Annotated in this window: 13 protein-coding genes; 8 read left to right on the top strand and 5 right to left on the bottom strand. The window is 67.1% G+C overall.

What is annotated here, in order from left to right; translation table 11 throughout:
- Positions 1–24: 24 nt before the first annotated feature.
- Positions 25–966, bottom strand: coding sequence for an alpha/beta fold hydrolase (locus ABH933_RS38595; protein ID WP_429420186.1), 942 nt, complete (start codon positions 964–966; stop codon positions 25–27).
- A gap of 241 nt (positions 967–1207) precedes the next feature.
- Between ABH933_RS38595 and ABH933_RS38590 the strand changes: the two genes are divergently transcribed.
- From ABH933_RS38590 to ABH933_RS38570, 5 genes are read left to right on the top strand one after another with little or no spacing between them, the layout of a single operon-like run.
- Positions 1208–6391 (top strand): type I polyketide synthase, encoded by a 5184-nt coding sequence (locus ABH933_RS38590; RefSeq protein WP_429419518.1) that lies wholly within the window; start codon positions 1208–1210, stop codon positions 6389–6391.
- A gap of 33 nt (positions 6392–6424) precedes the next feature.
- A complete protein-coding gene (locus ABH933_RS38585; RefSeq protein ID WP_429419521.1) occupies positions 6425–7450 on the top strand; it encodes a ketoacyl-ACP synthase III family protein in 1026 nt (341 codons plus the stop codon).
- On the top strand, positions 7438–8580 hold the full coding sequence (locus ABH933_RS38580; protein WP_429419523.1) for a nucleotide disphospho-sugar-binding domain-containing protein: 1143 nt from the start codon (positions 7438–7440) through the stop codon (positions 8578–8580). The genes ABH933_RS38585 and ABH933_RS38580 overlap by 13 nt, the downstream gene beginning before the upstream one ends.
- Positions 8577–9488 carry a phytanoyl-CoA dioxygenase family protein gene (locus ABH933_RS38575; protein WP_429419525.1) on the top strand — a complete coding sequence of 304 codons (912 nt, stop codon included), beginning with the start codon at positions 8577–8579 and terminating at the stop codon, positions 9486–9488. Before ABH933_RS38580 ends, ABH933_RS38575 begins: the two co-directional genes overlap by 4 nt.
- A gap of 49 nt (positions 9489–9537) precedes the next feature.
- A complete protein-coding gene (locus tag ABH933_RS38570; RefSeq protein WP_429419526.1) occupies positions 9538–10404 on the top strand; it encodes a phytanoyl-CoA dioxygenase family protein in 867 nt (288 codons plus the stop codon).
- Positions 10405–10622: 218 nt separating this feature from the next.
- On the opposite strand, the gene ABH933_RS38565 is transcribed toward ABH933_RS38570, so the two are convergent.
- Positions 10623–11195, bottom strand: coding sequence for a TetR/AcrR family transcriptional regulator (locus ABH933_RS38565; RefSeq protein ID WP_429419527.1), 573 nt, complete (start codon positions 11193–11195; stop codon positions 10623–10625).
- A gap of 62 nt (positions 11196–11257) precedes the next feature.
- Between ABH933_RS38565 and ABH933_RS38560 the strand changes: the two genes are divergently transcribed.
- Positions 11258–11659, top strand: coding sequence for a nuclear transport factor 2 family protein (locus tag ABH933_RS38560; protein WP_429419529.1), 402 nt, complete (start codon positions 11258–11260; stop codon positions 11657–11659).
- Between the two features lie 238 nt (positions 11660–11897).
- Positions 11898–12488, top strand: a complete 591-nt coding sequence (locus ABH933_RS38555; protein ID WP_429419531.1) for a TIGR03086 family metal-binding protein — start codon at positions 11898–11900, stop codon at positions 12486–12488.
- Between the two features lie 200 nt (positions 12489–12688).
- Here the strand turns inward: ABH933_RS38555 and ABH933_RS38550 are convergent, their stop codons facing one another.
- The gene (locus tag ABH933_RS38550) at positions 12689–12928 is read right to left on the bottom strand and encodes a hypothetical protein (protein WP_429419533.1); all 240 of its coding nucleotides are present in this window, start codon (positions 12926–12928) and stop codon (positions 12689–12691) included.
- Between the two features lie 176 nt (positions 12929–13104).
- Between ABH933_RS38550 and ABH933_RS38545 the strand changes: the two genes are divergently transcribed.
- Positions 13105–13659, top strand: coding sequence for a dihydrofolate reductase family protein (locus tag ABH933_RS38545; protein WP_429419534.1), 555 nt, complete (start codon positions 13105–13107; stop codon positions 13657–13659).
- 34 nt (positions 13660–13693) lie between these two features.
- Here the strand turns inward: ABH933_RS38545 and ABH933_RS38540 are convergent, their stop codons facing one another.
- Both ABH933_RS38540 and ABH933_RS38535 read right to left on the bottom strand, forming a co-directional pair.
- Positions 13694–14002, bottom strand: coding sequence for a hypothetical protein (locus ABH933_RS38540; protein WP_429419536.1), 309 nt, complete (start codon positions 14000–14002; stop codon positions 13694–13696).
- A gap of 112 nt (positions 14003–14114) precedes the next feature.
- Entirely contained in the window at positions 14115–18896 is a 4782-nt protein-coding gene (locus tag ABH933_RS38535) for a hypothetical protein (RefSeq protein WP_429419538.1), read from the bottom strand.
- Positions 18897–19267: the final 371 nt, after the last annotated feature.

Genomic DNA, 19267 nt, shown 5'->3' with positions numbered 1-19267 from the left:
CCGATGATCGAATTGATCCAGCGGCTACCCGGCCCGTGATTCGCGGCCGACGAGCCGGACATCTGTGGACCGCCGCGGCTCGCGGTGCTCGTCCGTCTGCCCGGCGAGCACGTCCAGCAATCGTTCAGTGAATTCCCATGGCGCGCCGAACATTCCGCCGTGATCACCGGGGAACACCACGGGCCGCAGGCCCAGTCGCTCGGCGAGCAGCACCGCCGTCCGGTAGGCGAACTGGCCTTCCGACGTAGTGCCGATCCCGATCACGACCCGCGCCGGTATGGCGCGCAGCGCGTCGAGATCCGGTGTGTAGCCGGCGAGCGAGTGCCACATCGGGCCGAAGAAGACCTCCAGGTTCGCCGAGCCGAAGAAGGCCTCGAAGTGCTCCCGCATCGCTGCGATCGCGGCCGACGCCGCCGGGTCCGGATCGTCGGGGACGTTGAAACCGGCGTCCGGCAGGAACTTTCGCACTGCCGCGCTGATACCGATGGTGTGCGCGGTCCGGTAGATGTCGGCGTTGTGCGCGCGCTGCGCCTCGGGGTCGGGCAGCAGTTCGGTGATCGGCGGCTCGTGCACGATCAGTGTGTGCACCTGCTCGGGGTGCGCCGCCGCCAGTGCCAGGCCGGTGTTGGACCCTCCGCTGCTGGCGAACACGTACGCGGGCTCGGCGGTCACCTCGCGCAGCAACAGGTGCGCGTCGTCGGCCTGCGTCTCGACCGTGATGTCATGGCTCGGATCGTCGAGGGTGGACGCGGACAGGCCGCGCGGGTCGTAGGTGAGCACCGTGTAGTGCTCGGCGAGCACCGGCGCGATGTCGTCGTAGACCGACGTGCCCGCCGGCCCGCCCGGGATCAGCAGCAGCAGGGGGCCGCTGCCGCGCACGTGGTAGCTCAGGCGCGCTCCGGGTACGTCCAGGGTGTACCGGTCGTCGGGCTCCCACGCCGCAACGCCACTCGATCTTCCCAGCATGTCAGCCACTCCAGATCCTTCCTGCGGCTGGCGGATTCCCCGGACTGCGAACGTCTCTCGCGCCGCTCAGCCGAAATCCGCTAACCCCCAACATGATTGGCCGCTAAGCCTTGACCGGCCACCTCTGGGAAGATATATTACATCAACACATGGTATGTGCCATGGAGTTATGGCCCATCGAGTTATGTAATCCGTCTGCCGAGTTGCCGGTCGGATGGACCGATGAGATTTTCTGCCGCCGATGTCGGAAGGGCTGAATATGCACGGATCGTTCACTGCTACCGAATCGAGCGCGGTGCCGATTGCTGTGGTCGGGATCGGCTGTCGACTGCCAGGGGATGCCGATAATCCGGTCGCTTTTTGGGAGTTGCTGCGTAGTGGCGGCAACACCACGTCTGACATTCCGGAGGATCGCTGGCGCTCTTATGCGGAGCTCGGCGCGCGGCACGCCTCGGTACTGCGGAGCACCGTGCGCCGGGGCAGTTTCCTGAGTGGAATCGACGGATTCGACGCGGACTTCTTCGGGGTGTCGCCGCGCGAGGCCGAGCTGATGGACCCGCAGCAGCGAATTCTGCTCGAGGTGGCCTGGGAGGCGTTGGAACACGCCGGTATTCCGCCACGTTCCCTCGCCGGCAGCGACACCAGCGTGTTCGTCGGTGCGTGTACCGACGACTACCGCCGCCGGTTGCTGGAGGATGTGGTCCACATGGACGCCTGGACCGGCATCGGTGCGGCTCGGTGTGCGGTGGCCAACCGGATATCGCACGCGCTGGACCTGCGTGGGCCGAGCCTCGCTGTCGACACGGCGTGCTCGGCGTCCCTGGTCGCACTGCATCTGGCGTGCCAGAGTCTGCGTTCGTCGGAAAGCGGCCTCGCGCTCGTGGCGGGGGTGAATCTGCTGCTCTCTCCGGGAGAAACCATCACTCTGGATCTCGCCGGCGCGCTCGCCTCCGACGGACGCTCCAAGGCGTTCGACGCCACTGCCGACGGCTATGGGCGCGGCGAAGGCTGCGGGGTGGTCGTGCTCAAATTGCTGGCCGACGCCCAGCGCGACGGCGACCGAGTGCTGGCGGTCGTCCGTGGTAGCGCGGTAAGCCAGGACGGATACACCAACGGCATCATGGCGCCCAACCGCGCCGCGCAGGAAGACGTGATGGCACTGGCGTGCCGGAACGCCGGTGTCGATCCGCGGACCGTCGGGTTCGTCGAGGCGCACGGAACCGGAACTCTGCTGGGCGACCCGCAGGAGGCGGCCGCACTCAGCGCCGTGTACGGCGTCGACCGTGCCGACGACGGCTGCTTCATCGGCTCGGTGAAGACCAACATCGGCCACCTGGAGGGGGCCGCGGGCGTGGCCAGCGTCATCAAGGCCGTGCTCGCCCTCTGGCATGCCGAAATCCCCGCCAGCCCATTGGTTTCCGTGCCGAACCCCGCAATTCCATGGCAGGACAACGGGTTACGGATTGCGACAGCACACATGGCGTGGCCGCAGGCCGCGCAGCCGCGTCGGGCGAGCGTGTCCGGATTCGGTTACGGCGGCACCATCGCGCACATCGTCCTCGAACAGGCCCCGACCGAGTCGTTGCCGCCGCGATCATCCGAGTCCCCGGGCCGCCGGATGTTCGTCCTGTCCGCCGCCTCCGAGGAGGCGTTGCGCCGTCGAGCCGACGATCTAGCGGGCTGGTTGTCGATGCGGCCGGGGGAGATCCCGCTCGACTCGCTCGCACACACCCTGGCGATTCGGCGATCCCACCTCGAGCATCGCGCGGCCGTAATCGCCTCGGGCGAGGCGGATTTGATCGAGAAGCTGGGCGCCCTCGCCAAGGACGAGCCGGTGGACGACGTGGCGACCGGCGTGCCTCTTCCGGGCCGCGACGACGGTCTGGTGTGGGTGTTTTCGGGACACGGCTCGCAGTGGGCCGGAATGGGCCGAGAGCTGCTGGCCACCGAGCCCGCCTTCGCGGCGGTACTGGACGAATTGGCGCCGGTGTTCGCCGAGGAGATCGGTTTCACACCGCGGGAGGCGCTGGCGAGCGGCGACCTCGATGACGTGAGCCGGATTCAAGCGATGATCTTCGCGATGCAGGTCGGCCTGGCCGAGGTATTGCGAAGCTACGGGGTCACCCCGGCCGCGGTGATCGGGCATTCGGTCGGTGAGATCGCCGCCGCGGTGGCCGCAGGTGCGCTCGACCTGACGGCCGGAGCCCGGTTGAGTTGCCGTCGCTCCATGCTGTTGCGCCGGGAGGCGGGGTCGGGCTCGATGGCCATGGTCGGCCTGCCCTTCGCCGAGGTCGAGAGCCGTCTGACCGATCGCCCGGGGCTGTGCGCCGCGATCCACTCCTCGCCCACCTCCACCGTGGTCTCGGGTGACCCGGACGCGCTCGATGTCGTGCTGGAGGAGTGGCGGGCGCAGGGCGTGGTGATCCGTCGGGTGGTCTCGGACGTGGCGTTTCACAGCCCGCGGATGGACCCACTTGCGGCCGAACTGGCCGAGGCGGTATCCGAGTTACGTCCCGCGTCGCCGCGAATACCGTTCTATACCACCGCATTACCCGATTCACGAAGCGTCCCGCTCCTCGACGGTGCGTACTGGGCCGCCAACCTGCGGAATCCGGTGCGACTTGTCGACGCGGTGACCGTGGCGGCCGGCGACGGGTACCGCGCGTTCCTGGAAATCTCGCCGCACCCGGTGGTGATGCATTCGATCAGTGAAACGTTGTCCGAGCTCGGGACCGAATGCGCTTTCGTCGATGGCACGCTGCGACGCGACCGGTCCGAACGGCGGCGACTGCTTTCCACCCTGGGCGCGCTGCACTGCCACGGTTTCCCGATCGACTGGTCCCGGTTGTATCCGACCGGCACCCTGATAGACGCCCCGGTGAACCCGTGGCGACACCGGTCCCTGTGGTGGCGCCCGCAGCTCAGCGTCGGCACGGCCGCGCAGCACGACCCGGACAGCCACACTCTGCTGGGCGCGGAGACGACCGTCGTGGGCAGTCCGATCCGGGTGTGGCAGAGCAGCCTCGACGACAGCACCCGCCCGTACCCCGGAAGCCACAGCATCAACGGTGTCGAGATCGTGCCCGCCGCGGTGTTTCTCAGCTCCTTCTTCGAGGCTGCCGCGCCGGATTCGCCACCACCCGCACTGCGGGGGATCGCGATGCACAGCCCACTGATGACCGCCGAGCACAGGCATATTCAGGTGGTGCTGGACGGAGACTCCGTCCGGTTGGCCTCCCGCGCCGAGAATGCCGACCCGCGGCATGGCTGGGTGACGCATGTCGAGGCGACGGCCGCGGCACCATCCGGTGAGCTGTCGAGCGGGCCGCTGCCTGCCATCTCGCTGGAAAAGGTTCCGGTCACCATGGTGCACGATCGGCTCAGTGCGGTCGGTGTCCCATCGACCGGTTTCGACTGGACGGTGGTGGAACTCCTGCGCGGCCGTGGTGCGTTGCGCGGCACGGTGACCTTCGAACGGGAAGATCTGTCCACCTGGGCGCCCCTGCTGGATGCGGTGATGAGCCTCGCGCCCGTCGCCTACCCGGGTGCGCCGGTGCTTCGCATGGTCGTCGAGGCGGACGAGATCGCCGTGCGGGGCGAGCCACCGAAGTCCGCCGTGATCGACATCGCGGTACGGGCGGACCGCCCGGATGCGGTGGACGCCACCGTCATCGGGCCCGATGACACGGTGTCGGCCAGGATCACCGGCCTGCGGTACGCGGTCATCGGCGCCGAGCACGCCGGCGTCTCCGACAAGCGGGCGCTGGTGCACGAACTCGTATGGCGCCCATTGGATCACGCGGATGGTTCGCGCTCGGACCGACCGCTGCTCCTCGTGGGCCGCCGAGACACGATGACCGACCACGTGATCGCGCGGGCGGACGCGGTGGGGCGGACCGCTCGTCTGGTCGCCGACCTCGACCAGGCGGGCGACCTCGCCGATACGGACGTCCTGCTGATACTTCCGGTGGCGGCGACCTGGGATGCCGCCGAGGCACAGCTCAGTGTGCTCATCGGTGCCGCTCAGCGGCTGGCCGAGACCTCCTCGACTCGGCTGTGGTGTCTCACCACCGGCGCCGTGCGGACGGGAGGAGTTGCCGAGCCCGAGTTCGCTCCGGCGGGTGCGGTGGCAGCCGGGTTCAGCCGGACGGTTACGGGCGCGGGCCGGGGGTTGCGGGGAGGCTTGATCGACCTGGACGGACTCGCTGCCGCCGAGCCGTCGGGCACCGCGAGAATCGTGCTCGACCTGATCGGTTCGGCGCTCGACGAGGCCGTGGTCGCGGTGCGGCAGGGACAGCCGCACGTGCCCAGGGTGGCGGGCGTGGTTGCTCAGCCGGCCGACCCGCCCGCGCGGTGTCGTCCCGAGGCCACCTACCTGGTCGTCGGCGGGCCGACTCCGCTCGGCCTGGCAGCGGCCGATCGACTGGTCGAGTTGGGCGCGAGGCGAATTCTGTTCGCGATGCCCGAGCAGTTCCCCGCGCGTGCGCGGTGGGAGTCCGCTGTCGATGAACGGGTGCGGAGCCAGGTCGACGGTGTGCGTGCACTGGAAGCCCGGGGTGTCACGGTCCGTGTCGTCGACCTGGACATCGCCGATCCGGCCCAGGTTGCCGAGCTCGCAGATCCTGACTGGTACGGGTTGCCGGCCATCCGTGGAATCGTCTGTGTCACAGCGCCCGCCGGCGAACCGCCGATCACCGACCGCGATGCGCAGGAGGTGCCGGCCTTGCGGTCGCGCGCCTACGGCCCGTGGTTGCTCCATGAGCTTTTCCCCGTGCAGACCCTGGACTTTCTCACCTTCTTCACGTCGGGTGAGCAAGCGCTCGGTGTGCCCGCGCTACCGGCGGACGGCGCCGCATGCGCCCTGGTCGACGCTCTCGCGTTGCACCGCGCCGGGCAGGGCGAGCGTGCGTTGAGCGTGGGCGTCCTGGCCGACCAGGAAATCGGCCAGGCTGACGCGGTAGCGGCCTGGGCTGCTGCCGATGGACGAGGGCTCGGCGCCTGCCTGGTGTTCCGGAGCGCCAGTCCGGAATTGCTGGAACGCGGGCTGTCGGTGCTGACCGAACTTGTTGCCTTGCAAGAGTATCCGGCCGCCTCCGCGGAGGAGGCGGACGAGCTGGCCACACTCGATCCGAAGGAGTTGCTGGACAAGCTCACCGAGGAGGTTCGGGCACATATCGCCAAGGAGATGCGGCTGGCCCCCGCCGACCTTTCTCCCACACGGTCGCTCGCGGAGCAGGGGCTGGATTCGATTCTGACCGTCATGGTGCGCCGGCGCTTGGAGAAGCGGTTCGAGTGCCGGCTTCCGGCCACGTTGCTCTGGCACACGCCGACCGTGGTCGCCATCGCGGAGCACGTGGCAGAGCTGCTGTCTTCGTCTGCGCGCGAGGCGAATCCGCGATCCGATGCGGTAGTGCCGGCCGTCTAGGGCCGGGACCCTTTCGAGAATTGGAGAATTGTTATGCGAATCGCGGACGTCTACATCGCGGGAGTCGGCTCGGTCGTTCCGCCCACCATGACGGTGGAACGCGCAGTCGCGGACGGCCTCTATCCCGCTGTGGAAGCCGAGGCGCACGGGTACCTGGGCGTGGCGATCGCGGGGGACCGCCCTGCGCCGGATATGGCACTGGAAGCGGCTCAGGCGGCTGTGAAGCGTGCCGACCTGGAGCCGACCGAACTCGCCCTTCTGCTCTACACCAATACGTGGCACCAGGGGCCGGACGGCTGGCTACCCCAGTCGTATCTGCGACGACATCTCGTCGGTGGCGCAGTGCCCGCGATGGCGGTCCATCAAGGGTGCGCCGGCATGTTCGACGCGCTCGAACTGGCCTGCTGCTACCTGCGCGCCGAGCCGGCACGGCACAGCGCCCTGCTGGTGGCAGCCGACAACTACGGCACGCCGCTGATCGACCGGTGGCGGATCAACCCGGGCGTGATCGCCGGAGATGCCGCTGTCGCCGTTGCACTGTCGACCGAACGTGGTATCGCGCGGGTACTTTCGGTGTGCACACTCGGTGTGCCCGAGGGCGAGGAGATACATCGCCGCGGGGAACCGATGTTCCCGCCCACCGTCACCCTCGGTCTCGCGCAGGACTTCACCGCGCGTTTGAGGTATACCCGCCCCAACGGGGCGGACGGTATCCATCCACTGACGCAGCTGCCGGTTCTCATGCGCGAACTGGTGGAGAAGGCGGTTTCGGAGGCCGGCATCGGGATCGAGGATCTGGCCAAGGTCGCCCATGAGGCCCACTCCGGTGAGGTGATCGAACATCGGATCATGGCCTCGCTCGGCTTGGACATGGGGAAGTCGACATGGGACTTCGGCAGGCGCATCGGGCACTGCGGCGCCAGCGACCAGTTCCTGGCCCTCGAACACCTGATCGCCAGCGGCGAGGTGGGGCCGGGGGATCATGTGCTGTTGCTCGCGCAGGCACCGGGAGTGGTGCTGTCGGCTGCGGTGGTCGAGGTGCTGACATGCGAGTACTGATCAGCACGTGGGGATGGCGCTCCCATTATTATCCGATGGTTCCCTTGGCGTGGGGCTTGCTGGCCGCCGGGCACGAGGTGCGGGTCGCGGGCCAGCCGAATCTGTTACCGGCCATCACCGGCTCCGGAGTGCCCGCAGTCGCCGTCGGCCCCGACCTCGATTTCGCAGAGTTGTTTTCCGCCAGCGCAATCGGCGGCGACCACGCGGAAGGCAGTGAAGCGATCACTTCGGACGGCGTGGTCGCGCGCTACGCCGAGGAAACGGTGAATGATCTCGTGGCATTCGGGCGGTTCTGGCGGCCGGACCTGGTGGTGCACGACCCGTTCAACCTGGCCGCGGCAGTGGCCGCGCAGGTATTGGCTGTCCCCGTGGTCAAGCACCTGTGGGGAGCCGACTTCACCGAAATGACTCCGGTCCAGGATGCGGTCGCGACCGGAGAGCTGGTCCGGCGGTTCGGAATCGACCGGCTCCGCGAGGACTCGGACCTGGTGCTGGACCCGTGCCCGCCCGCGATGCAGCTGCCGCCGGGCCGCTCGCCACGCCGGCCCATCCGGTTCGTGCCCTACAACGGCGTCGCAGAACACCCACTGTGGCTACGGTATCCGCCGGCCCGCCCACGGGTGTGCGTCACGTGGGGAACCCTGATGTCCGAAGTAGATCGCGAGGACCTGTTTCTCGCGCCCGGGGTGGTCGAGGCGCTGGCCGAGCTGGACGTCGAGGTCGTGATCGCCGTTGATCCCCGGTCCCGTCCGCGATTCGGTTCGCTGCCAGACAACGCGCGATTCGCGGATGCGCTCGCGCTGCACGTGGTGCTGCCGAGTTGCCGGGCCGTCGTGCATCAAGGGGGCGCGGGAACGACCATGACCGCACTCGCCGCCGGGGTGCCCCAGTTGATCCTGCCGGCCGTAGTCGATCAGCGGTTCAACGCCACACGACTCGCCGCGGCCGGCGGGGGAGCCATCGCAGATCTCGAGACCGTCACCGCGCAAGTGCACGAACTGCTCACCGAACCGCGCTGGCAGGCCGCGGCCGAGAACCTGGCGGAACACAACACAACGCGTCCCAGCCCCGCGCAGGTCGCCGCCGAACTGCCCGAGCTGCTGGCTTCTCTTGACGGAGCGAACCGATGAACAAGATAGAACAGGCCGCCCTGGCGTACGAGACCGACGGATACGCCATCATGAGGAACGTGGTTCCTCCCGACCTGATCGGCGAGGTACGGGAACATGTCGATTGGCTCGTGGCGAAGTATCCCGAGCTGCGGCCCGAGCATCTCCATCACCCATTGATTCGCGATGACGCATTCTGGTGCAGGATGATCCTCGAGCCTGCATTGCTCGACATAGCCGACGCGGTGCTGGGGCCGAATATTGCTTGCTTTACTGCGCACTACGTGTGCAAACCCCCTGTCGACGGTCACGCCGTGCTGTGGCATCAGGACGGTGCGTATTGGAATCTCGATCCGATGCAGGCGCTGACAGTATGGCTCGCGGTGGATGCCAGCACAGTCGAGAACGGCTGTCTCCGCATCATTCCGGGCACGCACACCCTGCCTCTTCAGGATATCTCGGAGCGACGTGACGTGCCCAACCTGTTGTTCTCCTCGTGCGACCAACGCGTGGTGGAGGAAATGATCGATCGCCACGGCATCGTCGATATCGAACTCCAGCCGGGGGATGTCTCGATCCACCATCCCAACATTCTGCACTCCTCGGCGGCGAATACATCCGACAAGCGGCGTTGCGGCCTCGACATCGGCTACATGCCCGCGAATACCCGTCTCGCCAGCGACGGTTTGTATCTGAACCCGCTGCTGGCTCGCGGCAGTGCCGCATCGAATATAAACACGTACCGCCCAATTCCCGAGTATCGTCCCGAGAAGACCATCGAATTCGCCGGTTGGGACGACTGGAATCAGAAGATCAACGCTCTCAACGAGGCGAGTGGCGCCGGCTCGAATGACCCTCCGAGCGAGAACCCGGTCGAGGCGGCCCTGCACATGGTCTCCCGGCTCGAGGACAGGACGACAGCCCGGTAGGTGCCCCAGAGCACCCACAACGACCCCGTCGAGCCGTGAGGTATCCGCTATGAATTATCGATTTTCGTACCCTGTCGACGACGCTGGAGTCGACGATATTGCGTCGGCTCTGAAGACGCACGGGCTGGCGATTGTGACCAACGTGTTGGACAGCGACACGGTCTCGAAACTTATGAATACGATAGAGCCGGAATTCAGCGCCGACGATTTCAGGCCTTCGGATGGCGAGAAGTATACGGTCCAGGCGGTCCCCGGATTGCTGGGCATCGATCCGATTTATGCCGAGACGCTTCTACTCAATTCGATATTCTTGAGTGTCGCGGATCGCATACTCGCTCCACGCTGCCACAATTATCGGGTCCAGATCAGTACCGGCATGCGCATACCGGCCGGGGGTGTGAACCAGTTTCTCCACCGGGAAATGGACATCTACCGGCCGTTCCTTCCGTACGACACGGTGCAGGCGGAGTATGTATTGTTCGCAATGTGGGCAGGTACCGACTTCACGCTCGAGAACGGCGCGACGCGGATGGTACCCGGAAGTCATCTATGGGATGAACAACGGTCGGCGCAGGAACACGAAATCGTCCGTGCGGAGATGCCCAGTGGGTCGGTAGCGATGTGGTTGGGCACGACGTTGCACGCCGGCGCAGCCAATAAAACCCGGAGTCCCAGAACCGGATTCATCTGCGCCCTGGGAGTCGACTGGCTGGTCCAGCAAGAAAACCAGCTGATTACGATTCCACCCGAAGCGGCACGAAAATTGCCGGAAAAAGCCCAGCGTCTGCTCGGGTATCAAGCTTCTCCGATGTACGGCTGGGCCCGCGGGATGAGGTCGGACAACTTGCTCGAGGTCGACCGGTCGGCGTCGAGGTATGTGAATGCCGGGCTGCACGAATCTGCCGGAGAAGCCTAGTACTCCAGCCGGACTTCGTGATCACGGTGTGAATCGGATCGGCGCTGGTAGTGGCTGGTCCGGGCGCGGTGTTGGTGTCGGCGACGCCAGGTGGACCACCGCAGTCGGTGTCTGATCGTGTGGGCCGGCTGGATCAACACGGCATAGAGGTGCCGAATCTCGTTGCGGGTGAACGCGATCATGTTCGTCGAGTACCAATCCAGCCCTGCAAGCCACGCTCAACGAATCTGCTGGGTGCCCGTCACGGCGCGGCAGGTGGTGATGATGAGTTCGTCGAGCCGTGTGGGAATCGTTTCGCGGCCGAGCAGATGCCGCCGTACCGCGCCGTACGGGACATCGACGACCGCGAACAACACACTCGTGTCATCTATTCCACGGTTGCGCTCGACGAAGGCTCGCAGCGCATCGATCAGGCGTGTGTTCACCTCGGCTCGTGCGCCGGCCAGCTCGTCGGGCCAGCGAGGTACCAGATCCTCCGGTCTGTGCAGCACCAGAAGTGTTGCGTCAACGGGATTTTCGCGGCACCAGCGCGGGGTGTGCAGGGCGGCGCGCTCGAGATCGTCGGCCGCCAACGCCGCTAACAGGCCCTCCTGGAACCGCTCCACCGTTCGCAGCCACAACGCCGACAGCAGCAGATCCCGCGACGCGAACCGGTGATACACCGAGCCTACCGGTCCCCCGAGCCGCGCTGCGATCGACGCGATGGTGATCGAGGCCGCACCGCCCTCAGCGGCCAGCGCCCCCGCCGCGTCGAGGATCCGGTCTCGGGTGAACTTCGCGGGTCTTCCCATCTCATCTCCTCGTCGGTTATAGTGCCTTCATTCTAGAACACAAATTCTAAAAAGGAGTGTAGATGCCCAACTCCACCGATGTGGTCAAGGCGTTCTACCGTGCGGCACAACAGCACGACGCCGCCGCGATCCTCGCCGTGCTCCATCCCGACTTCGATGCCCACGTCGCACCGGGCATGCCGTGTGCGGCCGGGGGCAGCTTTCACGGTCCGCAGCAGGCGCTGACCCGGATCTGGGGTGCGGTCTTCCGGGACTTCGACACCGCGCCTTACGACGAGGAGTGGTATGAATCCGGCACCGCAACCATCGTGGTCACCGGCCACTATCGGGGCACCGCGCGGGCGACCGGCCGCCACTACGAAGCCGAGTTCGCCCATCTGTGGCGGGTGACCGACGGCCGTATCCGCTGGCTGCATCAATACACCGACACCGCCCGCTGGCACGAAGCACTCACCGGCGCATGACAACTCACCCACCCGGTCCAGGCCGAGCCGGGGGCATCCCCGGCTCGCACCGGTCCAGGAACGATGGGGACAGGTGACTCCGCTCGGCGCTGAGTGGGCCCGGAACGCAGAGGTGGGACTGCTCCTGCTCCGTTTCCCCGGACCTGACCGGCGCGGCACTGGAACATTCGGGTCATCCGGTCCCGGCGTGACGGGTTTTTCCAAGACCTGGGCGATCAGCTGAGGAGAATCGACACCCATGAACGACTATGACGCGACCGTTGAGCGCCTGGAGCGGGCGTTGACGCAGATGGCCGAGGCTATCGCGGCGATCGGGGCCGGTCGATCGGGGCTACCGACCCCATGCGAAGGCTGGGACGTCCACGCCCTGGTTCGGCACATCGTCGGCCAGAATCTCCGAGACTTCGCGGTGTCGGCCCGCGGCGAGATGGTGGACTGGCAGGCACCGGCCGACGAGCTCCACAGCGATTGGGCTGGGCAGTTCCGCACCGGCGCCGCCGCATTGCTCGAGATATGGCGCGGTGCCGACCTCGACCAGCTGGTCCCGGCCGGCGACGGCGAAGCTCCTCTGCGTGGTCGGCTGGACCAGCAGATCGCTGAACTGGCCGTACACGCTTGGGATCTCACCCGTGCCACCGACCAGCGCACCACCTTGGACCCGGAACTCGCCGAGCACAGCCTGACCTGGTCACGGCGGCTGCTGCGTCCCGAATTTCGCGGTCCGGACAAAGCTTTCGGACTCGAGGTCGCCGTCACCCCGGATGCCCCCGCCTACGACCGCCTCGCCGGCTGGTTCGGGCGCGAACCGGACTGGAAGTCACCCAACTAAGGTTCCGGCTTGGATGAGTGACACCGGTCAGGTGGGCTGCCTGCACGGTCGCACACCTCACCGAGTGGCTATGGGTACGCGAGGTCGGACAGCAGCCGGACACAGAGTGACTAGGACCGGGCCAACGTTGTTTACCCCGTTCACAGCTTTGCTACCGCAGTCTCGAAGCCAAATATCGATTCGAGTCAGTTCTTTTCGAGTCAGTTCTTGATGAAGTCGAGCAGGTCCGCGGTGAGCCGGTCGCCGTGGGTCAGGTGCAGTCCGTGCGGAGCGTTGTCGTAGACCTCTGGTCGACCGAAGAGAATTTCCTGCTCGCCCACGCCTTCCTGTCCATCCTCGCCGCCGGTCAACGCGAGCTGGAAACATTCACCGACGGGTTGATCGCGTTCACCCGCAACGAGATTCGGCACCTCTATGCCGTGTTGATCCAGCCAGCCCACACGATCGGACACCGACTGCGGTGGTCCACCTGGCGTCGCCGACACCAACACCGCGCCCGGACCAGCCACTACCAGCGCCGATCCGATTCACACCGTGATCACGAAGTCCGGCTGGAGTACTAGCGTTGCTGCCGGCGGGCCGATGATTCTGCGCGGTGTGGTCCGTCTGCCTCCACATGACGAAAGTTCTTTGGCACATCACCATGTCGCTGGATGGCTTCATCGCACCGGCGGACGACTCCGTCGAGTGGATGTTCGGCCATGGTTCGGCGGGGCGGCTCGGGATGGAGACAGTTGAACGTACCGGGGCGGTGCTGTCGGGCCGGCGCGGTTACGACCTCGGGAACCGGCTGGGTGAGGGGGACCGGAAACTCTACGGCGGAATGTGGAGCGGCCCGATGTTCGTGCTGACCCACCGGCCCGGCGAGGTGCCGGAGGATCCGCGCGTTCGCTTTCTGTCCGGTGGCGTTGCCGATGCGGTCGCCACCGCGCAGGCCGCGGCCGGCGCCGGTGCGGTCGGAATCTTCGGCGCGGATCTGGCTCGCCAATGTATCGAGCTCGGTCTGCTGGACGAGATTGTCGTGCATCTGGTGCCGATCCTGCTCGGCGGCGGGGTTCGGCTGTTCGACGGCGTTGGGCCGGTGCGGCTTCGGAAGGTGCGAGGCGATGATTCCGGTCAGATCACCGATCTGCGTTTCGAGATTGTTCGAGAGGATTCGGCTCGCCGATGACCCCTCGACCCGGATGCGGTCCGGCCATTCCTGTTCAGCTCAGTCGACGCCGCAGTTCGGTGGCGTAGGCGTCGTAGGCGGCCGAGACCTCGTCGAGGTAGACCAGCTGCGGGAAGTCGATGACCGGTTGGTGCTCGAGGAGGAACGCGGCGGTCTGCTCGACGACGCGTCGCTCGTCCGCGGGGCCGAATCCGAGCTCGGCGAGAACGTCCGGGGCGACCACGAATTGGGATTCGGCAGCGTCGGCGCCGTTCTCCACGCGGACCAGGTACTCGTGGTCGATGACGGGCTCGATACTGATGCGCCGGTCCATGGCGTGCTCCTTCGCGACGAAGACGTCCATCGGTCGGTGATCATGATAGTGCCGCCCCTGGCCGATTCCTGGGCGCTGGTACGAGCCGTGTCGAGCTGGGAGGCGCCGTGCGCACACGGCGCCTCCCAGTGTTCGGGCGTGGTTACAGATCCATGAGATCGGTGGTGAGACTGGTCAATTCATTCCGATAGGCCGTCACGAGCCCAGCCATCGAACTGGATTGCGCCTCCTGGGCCTTGATAATGGTCTCCAGGGCCTGCACCCGACGCTCCAGCTTCGCGATCATCCTGGCCTGATCACTGATCGTGGCCGCCTGCTCACTGATGATCGCCCCGGCGCCGTCGCTCGCCGCCGCCGGCTTCTCGGCCAGCACCACCGAACTCGAGTAGGCCACCAGATCCCGCGTCCCGACCGCCACGGCCGCGGCGTCCGCCACGTGCTCGACATCGGCCTCGGGTTCGAGTTCCGCGTCGTGCTCGACGTCCGCCTCGTGCTCGACGTCCGCAGCGCCCGCGGACTCCGCCACCGCAGCGACCTCATGCTCGCCGGACGAACTCCGATCCGCCTGCGGCACTTCGGTCTCCGCTTCGGCGGTGTGCACGGTTTCTGCTTCGGTTGTGTCCACAACTTCCGCGTCGGCCGTATGCACGGTCTCCGCCTCGGTCACGTGCACGGTTTCCGCGCCGACCTCTGATTTGGGCTCGACCACCACAACGGGCGCGGCTTCCACCTCGCCCACAACCACTGCCACAGCCACCCCAGCCCCAACGCCCGGCGCGACCAAACCGCCGGACCCGTTGCCGGTCACCTCGTGAACGGGATGATCGGCCTCGGAGTCAGGTGCGGGCGCTCCTACCGCCACGGCCGCTTCTGCAGGCTCCGGATCGGCCGCAGCGACCGGCTCCGGCGCGGTCTCGAGCTCTGCCTCCACTTCGGCATCGGGCCCCGCTTCGGTCACAGCCTCGGCGGCGGGTTCGGCTTCCGTATCCGCTTCCGAGTCCGGCTCGTCCGCGGTGACGGCTTGCACCTCTTCGACCTGTTCGGTCGAATCAGCATCCGTCTCAACAGCTTCGCTGACGGTTTCGGCGGAGCTGTCGTCGGTGACCTCCTCGGCGAGAGGCGCGGGGTCGACCTCCGCGTCCGGCGCGACCTCGGCTACGGCCTGGGTGTCCGTTGTCTCGCCTACCGAATTACTCTCACCTTCCACCGCTTCCGCAGCGTTGTCCGCAGTCCCGTCGGCAGGCGCCACGGCCGAGGGCTCGGCGTCAGTACCCGAGTCCGCCCCGGCCTCAACGTCCTGCTCGGCCACCGGTTCTGCATCGGTAACCGGCTCAGGCTCCGCGATGGCTTCGGCTTCCGTGGACGCTTCGACCGAATCATCCTCGGTCGCAACCGCTTCCGCGACAACGTCAGCGGGGTCGCCGTCGGTGGCCTCGTCGACGACGAGTTCGGGCTCGGCTTCGGTAACCGGCTTGTTCTCGAGGGTAGCGGGCTCGGCGGCTTCTACCTTCGCACCCGGTGCTGTCTTCTGCGCGGGCACTCGGACTGCGTCGGCCGTCTCTGCGGGGTCTGCGTCGGTCGCGTCTGCAGCCTCGGGATCGGCCGCAGTAACCGGCGCGGGGGCGGTTCCGAGTTCTGCTTCCGCCTCGGCATCGGGTCCGGTCTCGGTCGCAGCCGCGGCGGCGGGTTCGGCTTCCGTATCCGCCTCCGAGTCCGGCTCGTCCGCGGTGACGGACTGTGCGTCGTCGACTTGCTCGGTCGAGTCGGCCTCGGTTTCAACAGCTTCGCCGATCGTTTCGGCCGAGTCGTCGTCGGCTTCCGCCTCGACGGGCGCCTCGGGTTCGACCTCCGAGTCCGGTGCGACGTCGGCTACGGCCGGGGTCTCTGTGGTCTCGTCTACCGAATCACCCTCACCTTCTACCGCGTCCACGACTGTGTCAGCCGACTCGGGGGCAGCCGCCTCGGAGTCGGCCTCCGAGTCCGTCCCGGCAACCATGTCCTCATCGGCTGCCGGTGCTGCATCGGCAACCGGCTCGGGCTCCGCGGTCGCTTCGGCCGGCGCGGGCGCCTCGGCATCGGATCCCGTGGGCGCTTCGGCCGAATCATCGTCGGCCCCGACCGCTTCCTCGACCACTTCGGTGGAGTTGTCGTCGGTGACCTCCTGCACGAGGATTTCGGGGGCGTCTTCCACACCCGGCTCTGTGTCGGCAGTGGGCTCGGCAACCGCTTCCTCCGCGACGGTTACCGCGTTCGCATCTGCCGAGGACTCCGACTTCGGCTGGTCCTCGTCGACGGCGTGGGGCTCGACGATCGCCTCGGACGAATCGCCCTCGGTGTCAACGGCTTCCTCGGCGGTGGCGGCGGGCTCGGCCACTGCCTCGTCCTCGGCGACGGGTTCGGCGGCGGCTTCTACATCTGCGTCCGCTTCGGCGTCGGTCTCCGGTCGGTCCTCTGCGGGGGGCTGTGCCTCGATGACTTCGGCTTCTCCGGGTACGTCGATCGAATCGTCCACGGCCCCAACTGTTTCCTCGACAGTTTCGGCGGAGTCGTCGTCGGTGACCGGCTCCACGAGGATTTCGGGGGCGTCTTCAGCAACCGGCTCGGTGTCCGGCTGCGGTTGCGCTTCGGTGTCCTCGACCTCGGTATCTGCCGTAGTGTCCGCTACCGAATCACCGTCACCCTCAACCATTTCCGCGACCGGGTGCGCTGTCTCTGCAGCTCCTACCTCGGCTATGGGCTCTGCTTCCGCGTCCGATTCGGAGCTCCCCTCGGCGACGGTCCGGGCCTCCGCGGCCTCCTCGGTCGAATCGTCCTCGGGCTCGGCCGTTTCCTGGACCGCGCCCGTGTCGTCCGGTTCGGGATCCGCTTCGGACGTGCCCTCCGCGGTCGCTTCGGCTACCGAATCACCCTCACCGGAGGCTTGTTCCTCGACCTCAGGTGTAGTTCCGGCGGCCGCGGCTTCGGTCGTCGGCTCCGCTGAAGTGACCGGCTCCGGGTTGTCCTCGGCGGTGGCTTCCACCTCTGCTTCGTCTTCGGTGTTCGACTCGGGCTGGTCCGGTGCGACGGCGTTGGTCTCGGCGATCTCCTCGGGCGTATCATCCTCGGTCTCAGCCGCTTCCTCGGCGAGCTCGGCGTCGACCGCTTCCTCGCTCTCGGGGGTCACCGCCTCCGGCTGTGCCGATTCGTCGAGTGCCACGGACTCGGGCTCCGACACGGGTTCCACCGGAGTATCCGCGTCCGTCCCGGCCGCGGCTTCGAGCTCCGGCTGCAGTTCGGCCTCCGGCTCGGGCTGAGCATCCGCTGTCGCCTCGCCCTCCGATTCGGTAGCGGTCGCAGCGCCGGCCACGGCCCCGGACTCCGCGCCGGATTCCGCCTCGGCCTCAGCTTCTGCCGACTCGTCAACTTCGGAGATACCACTGTCGTCCGTCGACTCCGGTTCGGCGACGGCCACTTCCTCGCCGTCCGCGGCTGCCTCGCCGTCCGCGGCTGCCTCGGCGTTCGCAGACGCCTCGGCGGTCTCTTCTTCCTCGCCGTCGATCGCCGACGCGGCTTCGGCGGCAGTGTTCTCCTCAGCAGCAGGCGATTCCGGTTCACCCTCCTGCACGGGTACCTCGGGGTCCACTACTCCGGCCTCGACTACACCGGCCTCGGCTCCATCCTGAGCGACCGCCTCGTCTGCGACAGCCACGACCTCAGCGACCGGTTCGGCCTCGACACTGTCCGCCGACTCCGCCACCGCGACATCCTCAGTCGCGGGCTCGGTTTCGGCCGGCTCGTCCGTCTCGGAGTTGTCGGCCTCTGTTACGGTCGCTTCCGATTCCGTCACTTCCACACTGTCCGTGACTGTCTCGGTGGCCGACTCCGCCGTCTCAGCTTGTCCGTCCTCAACTACCGGCTCGGCCTCTACGATGTCCTCGGCCGCAGGGGACTCAGCCTCGGCCTCCGACTCACCGGGCGAATCCGCCGAGGAAGCGACTTCCGCCCCCTCCCGCTCCGCTGCCTCTCCTTCGGCCTCGTCGACCTGGTCGCTATCGGCGGGCGCGTCCCCATCGGTCGTCGCCTCTTCGGCATCTGCCGACGCCTCGGCGACCGCCTCCCCGCCGATCTCCACCCCGGCGTCGGCCGGTTCAGGTGATTCAGTGGTGGCGGCCTCTACGTCTGCGGCAGGCGATTCCGCAGTCTGGGTTTCAGTCGCTGTCGACTCTGCCGTGGCGGCTTCGGCTACTTCCTCGCCGTCGGTGGGCGCATCATTGTCGGTCGTCGCTTCCGGTGCAACGGCCTGGTCGCCTTCGGCCGCAGCCTCCGAAACGGCAGGTGCTTCGGTGACTGCCGCGTCGCTGCCTTCGGTGTCGGCCTCGGCCGGCTCGGATATCTCGGACGCGGGTTCCTCGTCGGCTGCCGTGGATGTGTCCGGGGTATGTTCCGGGGAATCGGGTTCCGGCGCTTCCTTATCGGTAGCGGGCTCCGGTTCGGCGGGTGGCTGGTCCTCGGCGCTGGGCTGGTGGTCGGTGACTTCCTCGGTCGCGGTGGCTTCGTTCTCAGCGGCCTTCGAGTTCTCGGGGGTGCTCGCAGCCTCGGTGGTGGTTGCCGGGTCGTTCTGCGGCGCTTCGTCTTCGGTGATCGTCTCCGGTTCGGGCGTGACCGCGGTGGCTGCTTCCGGCTCGGGTTGCACCTCAACCACCGCCGCGTCATCTTGCATCAACTCTTCTGTAACCTCCTGTGCCCCTGCATCTTCAGCAACCCCAGCCTCACCCTCGACTTTCGGTTCACCCTCGGCGGGCGCCGCTCCGTTCGCCGCGGCGGGGGTGGCGGTGGCGGCCGTCTCGGTTGCGGCCACTGCCTCCTCGCCCTCGGTAGCTGTCGTTGTCTCCTCGGCGGCGGCCGTGTCGTCGTTGGTCATCGTCCGGTCGTCGGGAGTTGTCATATCTTTCCACCCTCTCGAAAGCGTGCTGAATCTCCGGCTCGAGGTCCGGAGGCCTACAGCCTCGCACGAGATCGAGGTTGCTGCGCGCGAATCAGGCGGTGCTGGTACGCAATTGAGCGGACTCGCCCGAGGGAGACCATTCTGTGATCAATGGCCTTGATGACGTCGGGGCTCGCGCCTCGAGCGAGTCGTGTCCGGTGCGGACCGGACGTGTGGGCCGCCTGCGGGTTCCGACTGTGCTGAAAGTTTGCTGCACGTCACTGAATTCGTTATTGGTGACGCTTGCGCGAGGCCCGTGGGTGGGCAGATTCGGCCTCCGGCGCACGTGATTCGGCGGACCGGGCCCACTCCGGCAGCGCCGACGACGATGG

This window comes from Nocardia sp. GP40, assembly GCF_050434125.1.
Taxonomy (GTDB): Bacteria; Actinomycetota; Actinomycetes; order Mycobacteriales; family Mycobacteriaceae; genus Nocardia; species Nocardia albiluteola.
Note: the sequence above shows the minus strand (reverse complement) of the source record. Positions and strands in the feature narration are given on the sequence as shown.

Coding starts and splice junctions, on each gene's coding strand:
- ABH933_RS38595 (WP_429420186.1), bottom strand. CDS start 966: ATGCTGGGAAGATCGAGTGGCGTTGCGGCGTGGGAGCCCGACGACCGG.
- ABH933_RS38590 (WP_429419518.1), top strand. CDS start 1,208: ATGTCGGAAGGGCTGAATATGCACGGATCGTTCACTGCTACCGAATCG.
- ABH933_RS38585 (WP_429419521.1), top strand. CDS start 6,425: ATGCGAATCGCGGACGTCTACATCGCGGGAGTCGGCTCGGTCGTTCCG.
- ABH933_RS38580 (WP_429419523.1), top strand. CDS start 7,438: ATGCGAGTACTGATCAGCACGTGGGGATGGCGCTCCCATTATTATCCG.
- ABH933_RS38575 (WP_429419525.1), top strand. CDS start 8,577: ATGAACAAGATAGAACAGGCCGCCCTGGCGTACGAGACCGACGGATAC.
- ABH933_RS38570 (WP_429419526.1), top strand. CDS start 9,538: ATGAATTATCGATTTTCGTACCCTGTCGACGACGCTGGAGTCGACGAT.
- ABH933_RS38565 (WP_429419527.1), bottom strand. CDS start 11,195: ATGGGAAGACCCGCGAAGTTCACCCGAGACCGGATCCTCGACGCGGCG.
- ABH933_RS38560 (WP_429419529.1), top strand. CDS start 11,258: ATGCCCAACTCCACCGATGTGGTCAAGGCGTTCTACCGTGCGGCACAA.
- ABH933_RS38555 (WP_429419531.1), top strand. CDS start 11,898: ATGAACGACTATGACGCGACCGTTGAGCGCCTGGAGCGGGCGTTGACG.
- ABH933_RS38545 (WP_429419534.1), top strand. CDS start 13,105: ATGACGAAAGTTCTTTGGCACATCACCATGTCGCTGGATGGCTTCATC.
- ABH933_RS38540 (WP_429419536.1), bottom strand. CDS start 14,002: ATGGACGTCTTCGTCGCGAAGGAGCACGCCATGGACCGGCGCATCAGT.
- ABH933_RS38535 (WP_429419538.1), bottom strand. CDS start 18,896: ATGACAACTCCCGACGACCGGACGATGACCAACGACGACACGGCCGCC.